Source organism: Serratia nevei (assembly GCF_037948395.1).
Taxonomy (GTDB): Bacteria; Pseudomonadota; Gammaproteobacteria; order Enterobacterales; family Enterobacteriaceae; genus Serratia; species Serratia nevei.
The window spans coordinates 3,651,834-3,666,662 of the sequence record NZ_CP149940.1 but is presented as its reverse complement, the minus strand read 5'-3'; the positions used below and the strand labels follow the sequence as shown (position 1 = coordinate 3,666,662).

The following is a 14,829-nucleotide window of genomic DNA, read 5'->3' as shown; positions in this document are numbered from 1 at the left end:
TCTGGATAAAGCACATACCTTCCTGACCAGTATCTGAGTTATGACTCACACGTTATCAACTGAGAAGCCCCTTAAGGGGCTTTTTGTTTTTAATGGATAATAGATGGCCAATGCTAGGGTAAAAAGAGATAATAAAAATAGTCCAATAAATACAATAATTTATATTCATGGAGTGAATGATGATAACAACAAGAGGCTCGTTCAGAAGGCTGACGCTAGGCGAGATCACGCTATCCCGCTCTTTCTATACCCTCATCATGATGATGTTGCTCAGTGGCTGTATCCTTGAAAAGCAACGTTTTTACGCTGCGGATATTACGCTGCGGGGAAATGATCTCTGTTTCTCTTTACCACAAACCTACCCAACACAGAGTGGCAGGGTCAGTCTGGTCAGTATCGCTATTGAACAACGGTTGGATAGCCAAACGCATGAACTCTGGCGCAGGAGCACTCTACCACTGAATCCCGTTGAGATGATTACGCCCGGCCAATGTATCCCATACTCGTTCAAGGCATTTGAGAGCAATGCGCTATACACCGTGGCAATCAGTACCGTGGATCCTCAGGATGCAGATTCCAAACGTTTCTGGCAGCGCAGTTTCTCGCTGAAAATCAGCGACGGCAAGATTTTGCAGGTTATTGCCAGCGCGGAGCAATAAAGCCAAAGAGGGATGAATGAAATGACAAGGACGGCAATGTGTGTGAAGCGAAGTGATAGGCATAACGCTTGAGAGAGTGCCGTTGGGTTTCTGCACCATAAATTACATTCGGCTCTCAAGGAGGAGATTATGGCCGTGATTCCATTACTGCCGCCAGGCGGCTTTACTGTTCTTGCCAGAAACTTGCGTGAGGCGCGCAGGCAGGGACAACCACGCAACATGGCGTTGCCTGGTACTTACTATTGGTTCTACCATCAGGTAAAAAATCGGGGCCCTTGGGATTACAAGCAGCAAAACCGCGCATTGGCTAACTTTGGTAATTTCAATTATGGTGCAACCGGTACCGCGGCTGGAATTCCCGCAGATATTTTGTTGATGGGCGCTGGATTTGCTCAGTCACGGGCAGGAACATCGCGGCCAGAATGGAGTCATTGGTATCAACGCCCGCCGTATGGTGATGACCCTCAGGATCAATATTGGATCAAGCAAGGAATTGATTATGCAAATCGGCATGGTTACTAAATGGGCTCATCGGCTGCTGACGGCAATTTTGTTGGTTATTGTCGTCGGATTGGCGGGGTACTGGTATGCCACCCGCGATACTTATGACGATAAGCTCTATAGCAAAAAGCAGTTGACCGACGATATTTGGCTCTACATCACCGAGTACCAGAATGCGGGGGCTACCGACACGGATGTGTATCGTTACTATTTGAACAGAAGCCTGGATGGGGACCCTATCAAAGTGCTGGGGCAAAGTGCGCCAATCTTGACGGCGGATCGGGCTGATGCAACTATCCGTGGTGAGGGTAACCGCATCACCATCAATTTTTCCGGCAAGGTGTATTCCTTTACGAATTCGGCATTTTTCTATGCCACGAACAGCCAAACACCCATCATGCCTACCATTGATTTTTCTGCACGGGGCGTCAACGCCTGGCGATGATGGTGGGTGCAGCGGATTTGGCGGGTATTGTCTAAAACAGCATAATCACCAAGAATATCAGGCATAAAAAAGCCAGTCAGGATTACCTGACTGGCTTTTTTTAACGGTTTATTACGCCTTGGCGGCAGCATCAGCCTGGGAAGACTGGATCGCCGTCAGCGCAACGGTGTAGACGATATCGTCAACCAGTGCGCCGCGCGACAGGTCGTTCACCGGCTTGCGCATGCCTTGCAGCATCGGCCCGATGGAGACCAGGTCAGCGGAACGCTGTACCGCTTTGTAGGTGGTGTTGCCGGTGTTCAGATCCGGGAAGATGAACACGGTCGCCTGGCCGGCTACCGGTGAGTTCGGCGCCTTGGACTTGGCAACGTCGGCCATGATGGCGGCGTCGTACTGCAGCGGGCCGTCGATGATCAGGTCCGGGCGTTTTTCCTGCGCCAGACGGGTCGCTTCGCGCACTTTCTCGACGTCGCTGCCCGCACCGGAGTTGCCGGTGGAGTAGGAGATCATCGCTACGCGAGGCTCGATGCCGAAGGCCGCGGCGGAATCCGCAGACTGGATGGCGATCTCAGACAGCTGCTCGGCGGTCGGATCCGGGTTGATCGCGCAGTCGCCGTAGACCAGTACCTGGTCAGGCAGCAGCATGAAGAACACGGAGGACACCAGCGAGCTGCCCGGCGCGGTTTTGATCAGCTGCAACGGCGGACGGATGGTGTTGGCGGTGGTGTGAACCGCGCCGGAGACCAGACCGTCGACTTCGCCTTGTTCCAGCATCAGGGTGCCGAGCACCACGTTGTCTTCCAGCTGCTCGCGCGCGACCACTTCGGTCATGCCTTTGCTCTTGCGCAGCTCAACCAGACGCGGCACGTAGTTTTCACGCACGGCGACCGGATCGACGATTTCGATGCCTTTGCCCAGCTCAACGCCTTGCGCTGCCGCGACGCGCTGGATCTCGTCCGGGTTGCCGAGCAACACGCATTCCGCGATGCCGCGTTCGGCGCAGATGGCTGCCGCTTTCACGGTGCGCGGCTCGTCGCCTTCCGGCAGCACGATGCGTTTGCCGGCTTTACGCGCCAGCTCGGTCAGCTCGTAACGGAACGCCGGTGGAGACAGACGGCGTGAACGTTCGGAGGTGGCGGTCAGCGAGTCGATCCACTCGGTGTTGATGTGGCTGGCCACGTAGTTCTGCACTTTCTCGATGCGCTGGTGGTCGTCCGCCGGCACTTCGAGGTTGAAGCTCTGCAGGCTCAGCGAGGTCTGCCAGGTGTTGGTGTCGACCATGAACACCGGCAGGCCGGTCTGGAAGGCGCGTTCGCACAGCTTCTTGATCGGCTCGTCGATGGCGTAGCCGCCGGTCAGCAGGATGGCGCCGATTTCCACGCCGTTCATCGCCGCCAGGCAGGCGGAGACCAGCACGTCAGGACGGTCTGCGGAGGTCACCAGCAGAGAGCCCGGGCGGAAGTGTTCCAGCATGTGCGGGATGCTGCGCGCACAGAAGGTCACGGACTTCACGCGGCGAGTCATGATGTCGCCTTCGTTGACCACGCGGGCCTTCAGGTGGCGAGCCATGTCGATGGCGCGGGTGGCGATCAGATCGAAGCTCCACGGCACGCAGCCCAGAACCGGCAGCGGGCTGTTGGCGAACAGCTGCGCAGGATCGACGTGGGCGATGCTGGCTTTGGTGGAGTCGTCGAAGATTTCGGACAGGTCAGGACGGGTGCGGCCCTGATCGTCGACCGGTGCGTTCAGCTTGTTGATGATTACGCCGGTGATGTTTTTGTTCTTGCTGCCGCCGAAGCTGGTGCGCGCCAGTTCGATGCGCTCTTTCAGCTGCGCCGGGGAGTCGTTGCCCAGCGCCAGCACGAAGACGATCTCGGCGTTCAGGGTTTTGGCGATCTCGTAGTTCAGCGCGTTGGCGAACTGATGCTTGCGGGTCGGCACCAGGCCTTCGATCAGCACCACTTCCGCGTCTTTGGTGTTCTCGTGGTAGCGCGCCACGATCTCTTCCATCAGCACGTCTTGCTGGTTGGAGCTCAGCAGGCCCTCAACGTAGTCCATGCGCAGCGGTTCGGCCGCCGTAATGGTGGAGTTGCTGCTGCGGATGATGGTGGTGGTCTGGTCGAGCGCGTTGTCGCCGGTGCGCGGTTGAGCGATAGGCTTGAACACGCTCAGACGAACGCCTTTTTGCTCCATGGAGCGGATGACACCCAGGCTGACGCTGGTCAGGCCGACGCTGGTGCCGGTGGGGATCAACATAATAGTACGTGACACAGAATAGTCCTCTTCACGATTAACATGAGGCTAAAACAACACCGTCAGCCTGGGCTGACGGTGTTTTGAGAGCATTACGCGGTCAGGCGGGATGCGTCCTGCGCGATGACCAACTCTTCGTTGGTCGGGATCACCAGCGCCAGGCGGCTGCCGTCTTTGGTGATGGCGCCGGATTTGCCGAAGCGAGCGGCCATGTTGCGGTCGTGGTCGATTTCGAAGCCCAGCAGGCCCAGTTTGTTCAGGGTCAGCTCACGCACCATGCCGGCGTTCTCGCCGATGCCGCCGGTGAAGATCACCGCGTCCAGACGGCCTTCCATCAGGGCGCTGTATGCGCCGATGTATTTGGCCAGACGGTGGCAGAACACGTCCATGGCGCGTTTGGCGTCGGCTTTGCTGTCGTAGTTGTCTTCAACGTAACGGCAGTCGCTGGTGACTTCGGTCAGGCCCAGCAGGCCGGATTCTTTGGTCAGCATCTTGTTGATCTGGTCAACGCTCATGCCCAGAGAATCGTGCAGGTGGAAGATGATAGCCGGATCGATGTCACCGCTGCGGGTGCCCATCACCAGGCCTTCCAGCGGGGTCAGACCCATGGAGGTGTCAACGCACTGGCCGTTGCGCACTGCGGTAACGGAACCGCCGTTGCCCAGGTGGCAAGTGATCACGTTCACTTCTTCTACCGGCTTGTTCAGCATCTTCGCGGCTTCCTGAGTCACGTAGAAGTGGCTGGTGCCGTGTGCGCCGTAGCGGCGAACGCCGTGGTCGCGGTACAGGCTGTACGGCAGGGCGTACAGGTAAGATTCTTCCGGCATGGTCTGGTGGAACGCGGTGTCGAACACGGCAACGTTCTTGTCGGCCAGGTTAGGGAAGGATTTCAGCGCTTCCGCGATGCCGATCAGGTGAGCCGGGTTGTGCAGTGGTGCAAACGGCACGGAATCTTTGATACCCTGCAGAACTTCGTCGTTGATCACGGCGGAAGCGGTAAACTTCTCGCCGCCGTGCACGATGCGGTGGCCGATAGCGGTCAGCTGCGCAGAAAGCTCTGGTTTTTGTGCCAGAATAGTATTAACAATGAAGTTCAGCGCTTCGCTGTGTGCAGCGCCGGCCCCCAGGGCAGCTTCGTGTTTGGCGCCGTCCATTTTCCACTTGATGCGAGCTTCAGGCAGGTGGAAACACTCGGCCAAACCGGAGAGGAATTCGTCGCCGTTAACGGCATCGATGATGGCGAATTTCAGAGAAGAACTGCCGCAGTTAAGAACCAGTACTAGCTTACTCGACATGGAAGTACCTACTTAAATAGTCGTGTTGTTAAAAGAAAATCGAAAACACGTGGTGAATTAATCGTCAATCAGACAACAAGCGTAGCGCATAGTGCCGATGACATTTATGATTAACATCATGTGAAGTGCACAAATCACAGGATGATGGAAAAACCGATGATTTCTCTGCGGTTTAAATAATCTTGATTTTTATAGGGCTAAAAGTTGACAAAATTTGCGTCATCTTCTACCGGCCACAAGGCCGGCTTAGGATACCGATAGCCCGGTGCAAACACAAAATAAATTTAAAGCTTCAAATTTTTTAGTATGGTCTCTGGCAGCACGCTTTTAGTTTCTTTACGTGACGTTGAGGTACGCAATGACGAGCAAACCGTCCGGTTCCGTAAGCTGGTTTCAGGTCTTCCAGCGCGGGCAGCATTATATGAAAACCTGGCCGTCGGACAAACGTCTGGCACCGGTCTTTCCGGAGAACCGCGTTGCGCGTGCCACCCGTTTCGCTATCCGTTTCATGCCGCCGTTGGCGATTTTCACGCTGACCTGGCAGATCGCGCTTGGCGGTCAGCTCGGCCCGGCGATCGCTACCGCGCTGTTCGCCTGCAGCCTGCCGATGCAGGGACTGTGGTGGCTGGGGCGCCGTTCGGTCACGCCGCTGCCGCCGACGCTGCTGCAATGGTTCCATGAGGTGCGCAACAAGCTGACGGAAGCCGGGCAGGCGGTCGCGCCGCTCGAAGGCACGCCGACCTATCAGACGTTGGCCGATCTGCTCAAACGTGCTTTTAAGCAGCTGGACAAAACCTTCCTCGACGATCTGTAACTGAGAAAAGGCCGCGTTGATGCGGCCTTTTTCGTCAAAGCGCCAATAACCCCGGTTTAAATCAAAGAACGGTCGAGTTGTGATTTCCTGCGTTCTTGCGCTGTGCGATGCTCCCGCCATCACACAGAAATGAGGAAATCCTGATGGAAATGACCAACGCCCAGCGGCTGATCCTGTCGAACCAGTACAAGATGATGACCCTGCTCGACCCGGACAACGGCGACCGTTATCGCCGGTTGCAAACCATCGTCGAACGCGGCTTCGGGTTGCAAATGCGCGAACTGGATCGCGACTTCGGCGAACTGAGCGAAGAGGTGTGCCGCACCATCATCAACGTGATGGAGATGCACCATGCGCTGCAGGTTTCCTGGGGCAACCTGAAAGAGAAGCAGGATCTGGACGAGCGCCGCCTGGCGTTTCTCGGCTTCGACGCCGCCACCGAAGCGCGCTACCTGAGCTACGTGCGTTTCCTGGTCAGCACCGAGGGGCGTTATACTCACTTCGATTCCGGCAGCCACGGTTTCAACGCCCAGACCAAAATGTGGGAAAAATACCAGCGTATGCTGGCGATCTGGCTGGCCTGTCCGCGCCAGTATCACCTGAGCGCCGTTGAGATAGCGCAAATCATCAATGCTTGATTAAGAAGAGGTTTTCTGTGGAGTGTAAGGGTTTTCTGTTCGATCTTGATGGCACCCTGGTGGATTCATTGCCGGCGGTAGAGCGCGCCTGGACGCACTGGGCCGAGCGCCGCGGTGTCAACCCGCAAGCGGTGCTGGATTTCATTCACGGTAAACAGGCCATTACTTCTCTGCGCCACTTTATGCCGGGCGAAAGCGAAGCGGAAATTCAGCGCGAGTTCCAGCTGCTGGAGCAGGCCGAAGCGCAGGATACCGACGGCGTTCGCGCGCTGCCGGGCGCGATTGCGCTGCTGGAGCGCCTGAACGCGCTCGGTATCCCTTGGGCGATCGTCACCTCCGGTTCGGTGCCGGTGGCCGGCGCTCGCCGCCAGGCCGGCGGTTTGCCGCAGCCGGAGGTGTTCATCACCGCCGAGCAGGTTAAACACGGTAAGCCACAGCCCGACGCCTATCTGCTGGGCGCCGAGCGCCTGGGGCTTGCGCCGCACGAGTGCGTGGTGGTTGAAGACGCGCCGGCCGGCATTCTCTCCGGCCTGGCGGCGGGCTGCCAGGTGATTGCGGTCAACGCGCCGGCGGATGCGCCGAAGCTGGAGCAGGTCGACCTGCGGCTGGATTCGCTGGCGCAGATCGCCGTCGATAAAACGGCGCAGGGCGCGATCGTTCGCCGGCTGGCCTGAGCGGCATTATCTTCACCCTAATTGATTAGACCCCGCTTCGGCGGGGTTTTTTTATGCTATTTTTTAGACCCTTGGACATTTGCCGGATGAGGCCGTTTTGAACAGCGAATTACTGTGGGTGCTGAGTTTACTGCTGATTGCCATCGTGCTGTTTACCACCAACAAGCTGCGCATGGACGTGGTGGCCCTGTTGGTGATCATCGCCTTCGTGCTGAGCGGCACGCTCAGCCTGCAGGAGGCGACGGTCGGTTTCAGCGATCCCAACGTGATTTTGATCGCGGCGCTGTTCGTGATCGGCGAAGGGCTGGTGCGCACCGGCGTGGCCTATCAGGTGGGGGACTGGCTGGTGAAAGTGGCCGGCAGCAGCGAAACCAAAATGTTGATGCTGCTGATGGTGACGGTCGCCGGGCTGGGGGCGTTCATGAGCTCGACCGGCGTGGTGGCGATCTTTATCCCGGTGGTGCTCAGCGTGACGGCCAGAATGAAGATCGCGCCGGGGCGGCTGATGATGCCGCTCAGCTTCGCCGGGCTTATCAGCGGCATGATGACGCTGGTGGCCACGCCGCCCAACATGGTGGTCAACAGCGAGCTGGTGCGAGAAGGCATCCATGGTTTCGGTTTCTTCAGCGTGACGCCCATTGGCCTGGTGGTGCTGGCGCTGGGCGTCGGTTACATGCTGATCGCCCGGCGTTGGCTGGGCAGCGGTGAAACGGGCAAAGCCGGCGATGACTGGCAGCGCCGTACCTTCCGCGATTTGATCCGCGACTACAAGCTGACCGGTCGCGCGCGGCGGCTGGCTGTCCGCAGCGCTTCGCCGCTGATCGGGCGTTCGCTGGATGAACTGCACCTGCGTGCGCGTTATGGCGCCAACGTGGTGGGTATCGAGCGCTGGAAACGCTTCCGGCGGGTGATGGTCAGCGCCTCTGGCAGCACCGAGCTGCGCGAGGGCGACGTTCTTTTGATCGACATGTCGGACAGCCAGGTCGATCTGCGCGAATTCTGCGGCGAGCAGCGGCTGGAGCCGATGGTGCTGCGCGGCGATTACTTCTCTGAACAGTCGCGCAACGTCGGCATGGCGGAAGTGTCGCTGATCCCGGACTCGGCGCTGCTGGGCAAAAGCCTGCGCGAAGCGGCGTTCCGCAGCCGCTACGATCTCAACGTGGTGGGCATCCGCCGCCACGGCGAGACGCTGGGCGGCAAGCTGGTGGACGAGCCGCTGGAGCTGGGCGACATTTTGCTGGTGATCGGTGACTGGAAGGCGATCCGTCAGCTGCAGGCCAAAACCCACGACTTTATCGTGCTCAACCTGCCGGCTGAGGTGGACGAAGTGGCGCCGGCGATCACGCAGGCGCCGCACGCGCTGTTTTGCCTGGCGTTGATGGTGGCAATGATGTTGACCGACGAAATCCCCAATCCGATCGCGGCGCTGATCGCCTGCCTGCTGATGGGTAAGTTCCGCTGTATCGATATGGAAAGCGCCTATAAATCGATCCATTGGCCGAGCATTATTTTGATCGTCGGGATGATGCCGTTTGCGCAGGCGCTGCAAAAGACCGGCGGGGTGGATCTGATCGTCAGCGGGCTGATGGACGTCGCCGGCGGCGCGGGGCCGCGCGTGATGCTGCTGTGCCTGTTCGTCTTGTGCGCCACCATCGGCCTGTTTATTTCCAACACCGCGACGGCGGTGCTGATGGCGCCGATCGCCATCGCCGCCGCGCGCGAAATGGGCGTCTCGCCATACCCATTTGCGATGATTATCGCCATCGCCGCGTCCGCCGCCTTTATGACGCCGGTCTCTTCACCGGTCAACACGTTGGTGCTGGGGCCGGGCAATTACAAGTTCGGCGATTTCGTGCGTCTCGGCGTGCCGTTCACTCTGCTGGTGATGGCGGTCAGCGTGATTGTGGTGCCGTGGCTCTACGGCTTTTAACGGCGCAGCGAGGCTGCGCCGGCGGGGTTACAGCGAACTGTCGAGGCTGATTTCGTCCAATGACAGGCTGAAGCTGGGAATGAACACGTCCATGAAGTAGTCCATTTCCGGGCTGCGGCGCTGTTCCAGGGTTTTATCCAGCCGCGCCTTGGCCAGGGTGAATTCGTTGTTGCCGGCAGAGAGTTCCTCCAGGCATTTCAGGTAGGCGCACAGCGCGTCTGCCTGCTTCACTACCTGCTTTTCATCTTCGCTGTAGTAGTGCTCATCGAGAATGCTGCGGAAATCGTTGCGCAGCTCCGCGGGGATCATGTCCAGCAGCTTTTGCTGGGCGATCTTTTCGATCTTCTTGTATTCATGGGCGATCTGCGGATTGTAGTACTTGATCGGCGTCGGCATGTCGCCGGTGATCACTTCGCTGGCGTCGTGGTACATCGCCAGCAGCGCAACGCGGTCGGCGTTGAGGTTGCCGTTGAATTTGCGGTTCTTGATCACCGCCAACGCGTGGGCGACAAAGGCCACCTGCAGACTGTGTTCGGAGACGTTCTCGGTACGCACGTTGCGCATCAGCGGCCAGCGGTTGATCAGTTTCAGGCGGGACAGATGGGCGAAGAAATGGCTCTGGCTCATGGTGCTCTCTTTAACGGCAAGTGAGGGCCCCATTGTGAAGCAGTGACGGCGAATTTTGCAACCGGGCAATGAGAGAAGGGCGCAGCAAGGCGCTGCGCCCCAGGCGATTACTGGTGGTAACCTTCCAGGAAGCGGCCCAGCTTGCCGACCGCCATTTCCAGTTCATCTACGCGCGGCAGGGTGACGATACGCACGTGATCCGGGTAAGGCCAGTTGAACGCGGTGCCCTGCACCAGCAGCACTTTTTCCTGCAGCAGCAGATCAAGCACCAGCTTCTGGTCGTCGTGGATGTTGAAGCGCTTGGCGTCGATGCGCGGGAACATATACAGCGCGCCCTGTGGCTTCACGCAAGAGACGCCCGGGATGTCGTTGAGCAGTTCCCAGGTGCGATTGCGTTGTTCGTACAGGCGGCCGCCAGGCTGAATGAATTCGCTGATGCTCTGATAACCGCCCAGCGCGGTTTGAATGGCGTGTTGCATCGGCACGTTGGCGCACAGGCGCATCGAAGCCAGCATCTCCAGCCCTTCGATATAGCCTTTGGCGTGCTTCTTCGGCCCGTTCAGCACCATCCAGCCCTGGCGGAAGCCCGCCACGCGGTAGGTTTTCGACAGGCCGTTGAAGGTCACGGTCAGCAGATCCGGCGCCAGCGCGGCGATCGAATGGTGCTCGGCTTCGTCATACAGGATCTTGTCGTAGATCTCGTCGGCGAAGATGATCAGGTTGTGTTGACGGGCGATCTCGACGATCTGTTCCAGCAGCGCTTTGCTGTAAACCGCGCCGGTCGGGTTGTTCGGGTTAATGATCACGATGCCGCGGGTGCGCGGGGTGATCTTGCTGATGATGTCGTCCAGATCCGGGAACCAGCCGGCCTGCTCATCGCACAGGTAGTGCACGGCCTTGCCGCCGGACAGCGATACCGCGGCGGTCCACAGCGGGTAGTCCGGCGCCGGCACCAGCATTTCGTCGCCGCTGTTGAGCAGCGCCTGCATGGATTGGACGATCAGCTCCGAGACGCCGTTGCCAATGTAGATATCCTCAACGGTCACGTCACGCATGTTGCGCGCCTGGTAGTGCTGCATGATCGCTTTACGTGCCGAGAAGAGGCCTTTGGAATCGGAGTAGCCTTGCGCCGTGGGCAGATTGCGGATCACGTCGACCAGGATTTCGTCCGGGGCGTCGAAACCGAACGGGGCAGGGTTGCCGATGTTCAGTTTCAGGACTTTGTTGCCTTCTTCTTCAAGACGTTTAGCTTCTTTAAGCACCGGGCCGCGAATGTCATAGCAGACGTTGTCCAGTTTGCTGGATTTCTCAATGGGGGACATAAAAAGTTGAGCCTTTTGCTGGGATAGGGGCGCTCCTACCGTGGGACGCCGCAACCCGCCCAATGTACTCCTGGCGTAGTTGCTTTTGAAGGGTTTTGCACGCCTTTGGTGCAAATGCATGTCGTAACGGGGGATTTTAGTTATGATAAGCAAAGGTAAAGTTATTTTGTGGTTCATAATTTCATGAACTATAATTTTACTAGGGTTTTGTTCTGTAAAATCCCGCCTCGATAAACGCGACGTGCCGGCGATCGTGGCTGGCAGCAGTGAACTGATAAGCCGAAAGGGAGAATAGGCTTCAATAAACTGTAAAGGAACGATAATACCGGAGTTGTCTGATAGCGGGGTGTCAGTTAGCGCACCACACTAAGAAAAATGACATATTTACATTAGCTTTACTTTATATTTTACCTTAAGCATTGTTTATGTGGTTATAGGATTATTATTTAAAGCAAAAATCTTACTGATTGAATTTATTAAATTCATTGAGTGGTAACACGAAGTCGGTAGCGTTAATTATTTATCTTTTTTGCTCTGTAATGCAGTCTGAACGCCGGTTGATAAGGGTTCTCAGTAGCACGAATGGAGTGGAAATTAGGCAGTATGAATGAGTAAAATCTCAGGTTCGGTGGGGGTTTTCCCTTTTCACCGGTATTCAGTCCCCCGCGTTCTATAAGCACCATCGATAGATCGCATTTTAAAAAGCGATAGAGGTAACGAATCATAAGTAATTTTTTTGCCCTCCACTTATGAGTGGGGTACTGTCATAACAGGCTCCGTCCTTTTCAACGGCGTCTGAGAAACACACCAGGGTAGTAGTTCGTAAATTAGAATTTAAAAAAGTGAAGAATACACTATGACAACTGCAAATCGTCCGATACTTAATCTCGACCTCGATCTGCTAAGAACCTTTGTTGCGGTTGCTGATTTGAATACCTTTGCGGCGGCGGCGGTTGCCGTATGCCGTACTCAATCAGCCGTCAGTCAACAAATGCAGCGATTAGAGCAACTGGTCGGCAAAGAACTGTTTGCCCGCCATGGGCGTAACAAACTCCTGACTGAGCATGGTATTCAGCTTCTCGGTTATGCCAGGAAGATCCTGCGCTTTAACGACGAAGCCTGTACCTCGCTGATGTACAACAATATTAAAGGTGTTCTGACCATCGGCGCTTCCGACGACACCGCCGATACCATTCTGCCTTTCCTGTTGAACCGCGTGACCGCCATCTATCCGAAGCTGGCCATTGACGTGCGCGTAAAGCGCAGCACGACGATGGTCGATCTGCTGGAAGAGGGCGAGATCGATCTGGCGGTGACCACGGCCGATCCGGCCGGACATCCGCATATCGTGCTGCGCACATCGCCGACGCTGTGGTACTGCGCCGCCGATTACCACTATCAGGCGGGCGAACCGATCCCGTTGGTGGTGATGGATGAGCCAAGCCCGTTCCGCGCGCTGGCGATCAAGCAGTTGGACGAAGCCGGTATCCCTTGGCGTATCGCCTACGTCGCCTCCACGCTGTCCGCGGTGCGGGCGGCCTGTAAGGCCGGCCTGGGCGTGACCGCGCGGCCGATCGAGATGATGAGCCCCGATCTGCGGGTGCTGGGGGCGGTGGAAGGTTTGCCGCCGCTGCCGGATACCCAGTATGCGCTGTGCAAAAACGCGCAGTGCAGCAATGAGCTGGCGATGGCCATCTTCAGCGCAATGCAGGGCGGCAATGACGGTTATGGCTTCAACGGCGCGGAAGCCGGTCTCCAGGGCGATCAGGATGACGCCAGCCTGGTGGACGAAGAAGAATAACGCCGCGGCGTTAGATCTGATGAAAACCTCTGCTTCGGCGGAGGTTTTTTTTGCCCTTTTTTTGGCGATTTTTACTGTTATAGGGATTTAATGACGATTTTGTTATGAGTTGGCTGTTTTATTAACTTTTAAGCGTTACTGAAAAGAGAGTTTGGCCGGGTTTAAGACGCTGAGTTTGTTTTTTGAGCAATAAGATTGAATGGGTTAAAGGCATGGTAATAGCAGGGTTATTTTGTTAGCTTATAGCGGCCGTTTTTGCGGCTTAATTTGAGGAAAATTGTTAAAGGGCCACACTTTTTTTGAGGATTTATGCTGAAAACGTGTCCTGGATCAAAAAAATACCCCTAGGTAGTGAGTGGAAGAACAGGGAATTCCTGAGACAATGGTATAGTAAAACTGAAATGTGCACGTTGGTTTATATCTATCTGTTTCTACACAAAAATTAACTGACACGATTTAGCCAGCCCCTGGCGCATCAAATGTTAATCAAATGATACGTATGTAAACTAGTGTGTAGATACTTTTGTCAAAGTTGACAAAAGGTTATAGAAAGGAGTAAAAAGCCCACAGAAAAACGCTGCCTAACTCGCTGTAAAAGCAGTTTGTTTGTGTGGTTATTTATCCTTCCCTTAAATCGATGTGGCGCACTAACTGCCGGTGACAAGAGCAGCGCGATCGACGCCACTTTTGATGAGTAAGCATAGAGTATGTCAACAACCACTGAAGTTATCGCTCATCACTGGGCGCTCGCCGTATTTCTCGTCGTGGCTATCGGGCTTTGCGGCTTAATGCTGCTGGGTGCGTTCTTCTTGGGCGGGAGAGCCCGGGCGCGCGCCAAACACACCCCGTTTGAATCAGGCATCGACTCGGTCGGTACGGCGCGCATGCGCTTGTCCGCCAAGTTCTACCTGGTGGCCATGTTCTTCGTTATTTTCGACGTTGAAGCCTTATACCTGTATGCCTGGTCGGTCTCGGTTCGCGAGAGCGGTTGGGTAGGCTTTATCGAAGCCGCCATTTTCATTTTGGTGCTATTGGCCGGTCTGGTTTATCTGGTGCGCATCGGCGCGTTGGATTGGACTCCGGCGCGTTCCCAACGCCGCAGCAAACCGAGCACGATCACTAACACCAACAGTCATCCGCAGTAACAGCGAGGCATTAAGATGGACTATACGCTCACCCGCATAGACCCGAACGGTGAGAACGACCGTTATCCCCTGCAAAAACAGGAGATCGTCGCCGATCCCCTGGAACAACAGGTCCACCGCACGGTTTACATGGGTAAACTCGAACATGCGCTGCATGACATGGTGAACTGGGGGCGTAAAAACTCTATTTGGCCGTATAACTTCGGCCTTTCGTGCTGTTACGTGGAGATGGTGACGTCGTTTACCGCCGTTCACGACGTGGCGCGTTTCGGTGCGGAAGTACTGCGCGCCTCCCCGCGTCAGGCTGACCTGATGGTGGTGGCCGGTACCTGTTTCACCAAGATGGCCCCGGTCATCCAACGCCTGTACGAGCAGATGCTGGAGCCTAAGTGGGTGATCTCGATGGGCGCCTGCGCCAACTCCGGCGGCATGTACGATATCTATTCCGTGGTGCAGGGCGTGGACAAGTTCCTGCCGGTCGACGTGTACATTCCCGGCTGCCCGCCGCGTCCGGAAGCCTACATGCAAGCGCTGATGCTGCTGCAGGAATCCATCGGCAAAGAACGTCGCCCGCTGTCGTGGGTTGTCGGCGATCAGGGCGTTTACCGCGCCAATATGCAGTCTGAAAGAGAGCGTAAACACGGCGAGCGCATCGCGGTGACCAACCTCCGGACGCCTGACGAGATTTAAGACGTTCATTTAACGTCCATCTTAGTGCGCTATTG

At 56.5% G+C, this 14,829-nt stretch carries 14 protein-coding genes; 10 read left to right on the top strand and 4 right to left on the bottom strand.

The genetic code is table 11. The features are described 5' to 3' along the window. Positions 1 to 176 precede the first annotated feature (176 nt). From V8N38_RS17615 to V8N38_RS17605, 3 genes are all read left to right on the top strand, one after another. A complete protein-coding gene (locus V8N38_RS17615; protein ID WP_244951320.1) occupies positions 177 to 659 on the top strand; it encodes a putative T6SS immunity periplasmic lipoprotein in 483 nt (160 codons plus the stop codon). A 129-nt stretch (positions 660 to 788) separates the two neighbouring features. Then, a complete protein-coding gene (locus V8N38_RS17610; RefSeq protein WP_072265427.1) occupies positions 789 to 1,181 on the top strand; it encodes a polymorphic toxin type 44 domain-containing protein in 393 nt (130 codons plus the stop codon). Continuing rightward, positions 1,159 to 1,605: a hypothetical protein gene (locus tag V8N38_RS17605; RefSeq protein WP_072265426.1), complete on the top strand. Its 447-nt coding sequence runs from the start codon at positions 1,159 to 1,161 to the stop codon at positions 1,603 to 1,605. Before V8N38_RS17610 ends, V8N38_RS17605 begins: the two co-directional genes overlap by 23 nt. 111 nt (positions 1,606 to 1,716) lie before the next feature. On the opposite strand, the gene pta is transcribed toward V8N38_RS17605, so the two are convergent. Together pta and ackA are read right to left on the bottom strand one after the other, a co-directional pair. Beyond that, positions 1,717 to 3,876 (bottom strand): phosphate acetyltransferase, encoded by a 2,160-nt coding sequence (gene pta, locus V8N38_RS17600; protein ID WP_049203683.1) that lies wholly within the window; start codon positions 3,874 to 3,876, stop codon positions 1,717 to 1,719. Between the two features lie 74 nt (positions 3,877 to 3,950). Next, positions 3,951 to 5,153 carry an acetate kinase gene (gene ackA, locus V8N38_RS17595; RefSeq protein ID WP_055312511.1) on the bottom strand — a complete coding sequence of 401 codons (1,203 nt, stop codon included), beginning with the start codon at positions 5,151 to 5,153 and terminating at the stop codon, positions 3,951 to 3,953. A 358-nt stretch (positions 5,154 to 5,511) separates the two neighbouring features. Here ackA and yfbV point away from each other — a divergent pair, with 358 nt between their 5' ends. The 4 genes from yfbV (at position 5,512) to V8N38_RS17575 (ending at position 9,209) form a co-directional block, all read left to right on the top strand. After that, on the top strand, positions 5,512 to 5,967 hold the full coding sequence (gene yfbV, locus V8N38_RS17590) for a terminus macrodomain insulation protein YfbV (RefSeq protein ID WP_004936061.1): 456 nt from the start codon (positions 5,512 to 5,514) through the stop codon (positions 5,965 to 5,967). Between the two features lie 143 nt (positions 5,968 to 6,110). Continuing rightward, positions 6,111 to 6,605 (top strand): YfbU family protein, encoded by a 495-nt coding sequence (locus V8N38_RS17585; RefSeq protein WP_016926898.1) that lies wholly within the window; start codon positions 6,111 to 6,113, stop codon positions 6,603 to 6,605. Between the two features lie 17 nt (positions 6,606 to 6,622). Beyond that, the gene (locus V8N38_RS17580; RefSeq protein WP_147840078.1) at positions 6,623 to 7,279 is read left to right on the top strand and encodes a sugar phosphatase; all 657 of its coding nucleotides are present in this window, start codon (positions 6,623 to 6,625) and stop codon (positions 7,277 to 7,279) included. A 97-nt stretch (positions 7,280 to 7,376) separates the two neighbouring features. Next, positions 7,377 to 9,209: an SLC13 family permease gene (locus tag V8N38_RS17575; protein WP_060439360.1), complete on the top strand. Its 1,833-nt coding sequence runs from the start codon at positions 7,377 to 7,379 to the stop codon at positions 9,207 to 9,209. 27 nt (positions 9,210 to 9,236) lie between these two features. Here the strand turns inward: V8N38_RS17575 and yfbR are convergent, their stop codons facing one another. Beyond that, positions 9,237 to 9,836: a 5'-deoxynucleotidase gene (gene yfbR / locus V8N38_RS17570; RefSeq protein WP_147840079.1), complete on the bottom strand. Its 600-nt coding sequence runs from the start codon at positions 9,834 to 9,836 to the stop codon at positions 9,237 to 9,239. 107 nt (positions 9,837 to 9,943) lie between these two features. Then, positions 9,944 to 11,158 carry a pyridoxal phosphate-dependent aminotransferase gene (locus tag V8N38_RS17565; RefSeq protein WP_004936047.1) on the bottom strand — a complete coding sequence of 405 codons (1,215 nt, stop codon included), beginning with the start codon at positions 11,156 to 11,158 and terminating at the stop codon, positions 9,944 to 9,946. An 856-nt stretch (positions 11,159 to 12,014) separates the two neighbouring features. On the opposite strand from V8N38_RS17565, the gene lrhA reads away from it, so the two are divergent. The 3 genes from lrhA (at position 12,015) to V8N38_RS17550 (ending at position 14,794) form a co-directional block, all read left to right on the top strand. Next, a complete protein-coding gene (lrhA, locus tag V8N38_RS17560) occupies positions 12,015 to 12,959 on the top strand; it encodes a transcriptional regulator LrhA (protein ID WP_004936045.1) in 945 nt (314 codons plus the stop codon). Between the two features lie 707 nt (positions 12,960 to 13,666). Then, complete coding sequence (nuoA, locus tag V8N38_RS17555; RefSeq protein WP_025303663.1) at positions 13,667 to 14,104, top strand: NADH-quinone oxidoreductase subunit NuoA; 438 nt, start codon at positions 13,667 to 13,669, stop codon at positions 14,102 to 14,104. A gap of 15 nt (positions 14,105 to 14,119) precedes the next feature. After that, entirely contained in the window at positions 14,120 to 14,794 is a 675-nt protein-coding gene (locus V8N38_RS17550) for a NuoB/complex I 20 kDa subunit family protein (RefSeq protein WP_004936039.1), read from the top strand. Positions 14,795 to 14,829: the final 35 nt, after the last annotated feature.

Bases quoted from the DNA above. Each gene is read 5' to 3' on its own strand.
- V8N38_RS17615 (WP_244951320.1), top strand. From the start codon at position 177: ATGATGATAACAACAAGAGGCTCGTTCAGAAGGCTGACGCTAGGCGAG.
- V8N38_RS17610 (WP_072265427.1), top strand. From the start codon at position 789: ATGGCCGTGATTCCATTACTGCCGCCAGGCGGCTTTACTGTTCTTGCC.
- V8N38_RS17605 (WP_072265426.1), top strand. From the start codon at position 1,159: ATGCAAATCGGCATGGTTACTAAATGGGCTCATCGGCTGCTGACGGCA.
- ackA (WP_055312511.1), bottom strand. From the start codon at position 5,153: ATGTCGAGTAAGCTAGTACTGGTTCTTAACTGCGGCAGTTCTTCTCTG.
- yfbV (WP_004936061.1), top strand. From the start codon at position 5,512: ATGACGAGCAAACCGTCCGGTTCCGTAAGCTGGTTTCAGGTCTTCCAG.
- V8N38_RS17585 (WP_016926898.1), top strand. From the start codon at position 6,111: ATGGAAATGACCAACGCCCAGCGGCTGATCCTGTCGAACCAGTACAAG.
- yfbR (WP_147840079.1), bottom strand. From the start codon at position 9,836: ATGAGCCAGAGCCATTTCTTCGCCCATCTGTCCCGCCTGAAACTGATC.
- V8N38_RS17565 (WP_004936047.1), bottom strand. From the start codon at position 11,158: ATGTCCCCCATTGAGAAATCCAGCAAACTGGACAACGTCTGCTATGAC.
- lrhA (WP_004936045.1), top strand. From the start codon at position 12,015: ATGACAACTGCAAATCGTCCGATACTTAATCTCGACCTCGATCTGCTA.
- nuoA (WP_025303663.1), top strand. From the start codon at position 13,667: ATGTCAACAACCACTGAAGTTATCGCTCATCACTGGGCGCTCGCCGTA.
- V8N38_RS17550 (WP_004936039.1), top strand. From the start codon at position 14,120: ATGGACTATACGCTCACCCGCATAGACCCGAACGGTGAGAACGACCGT.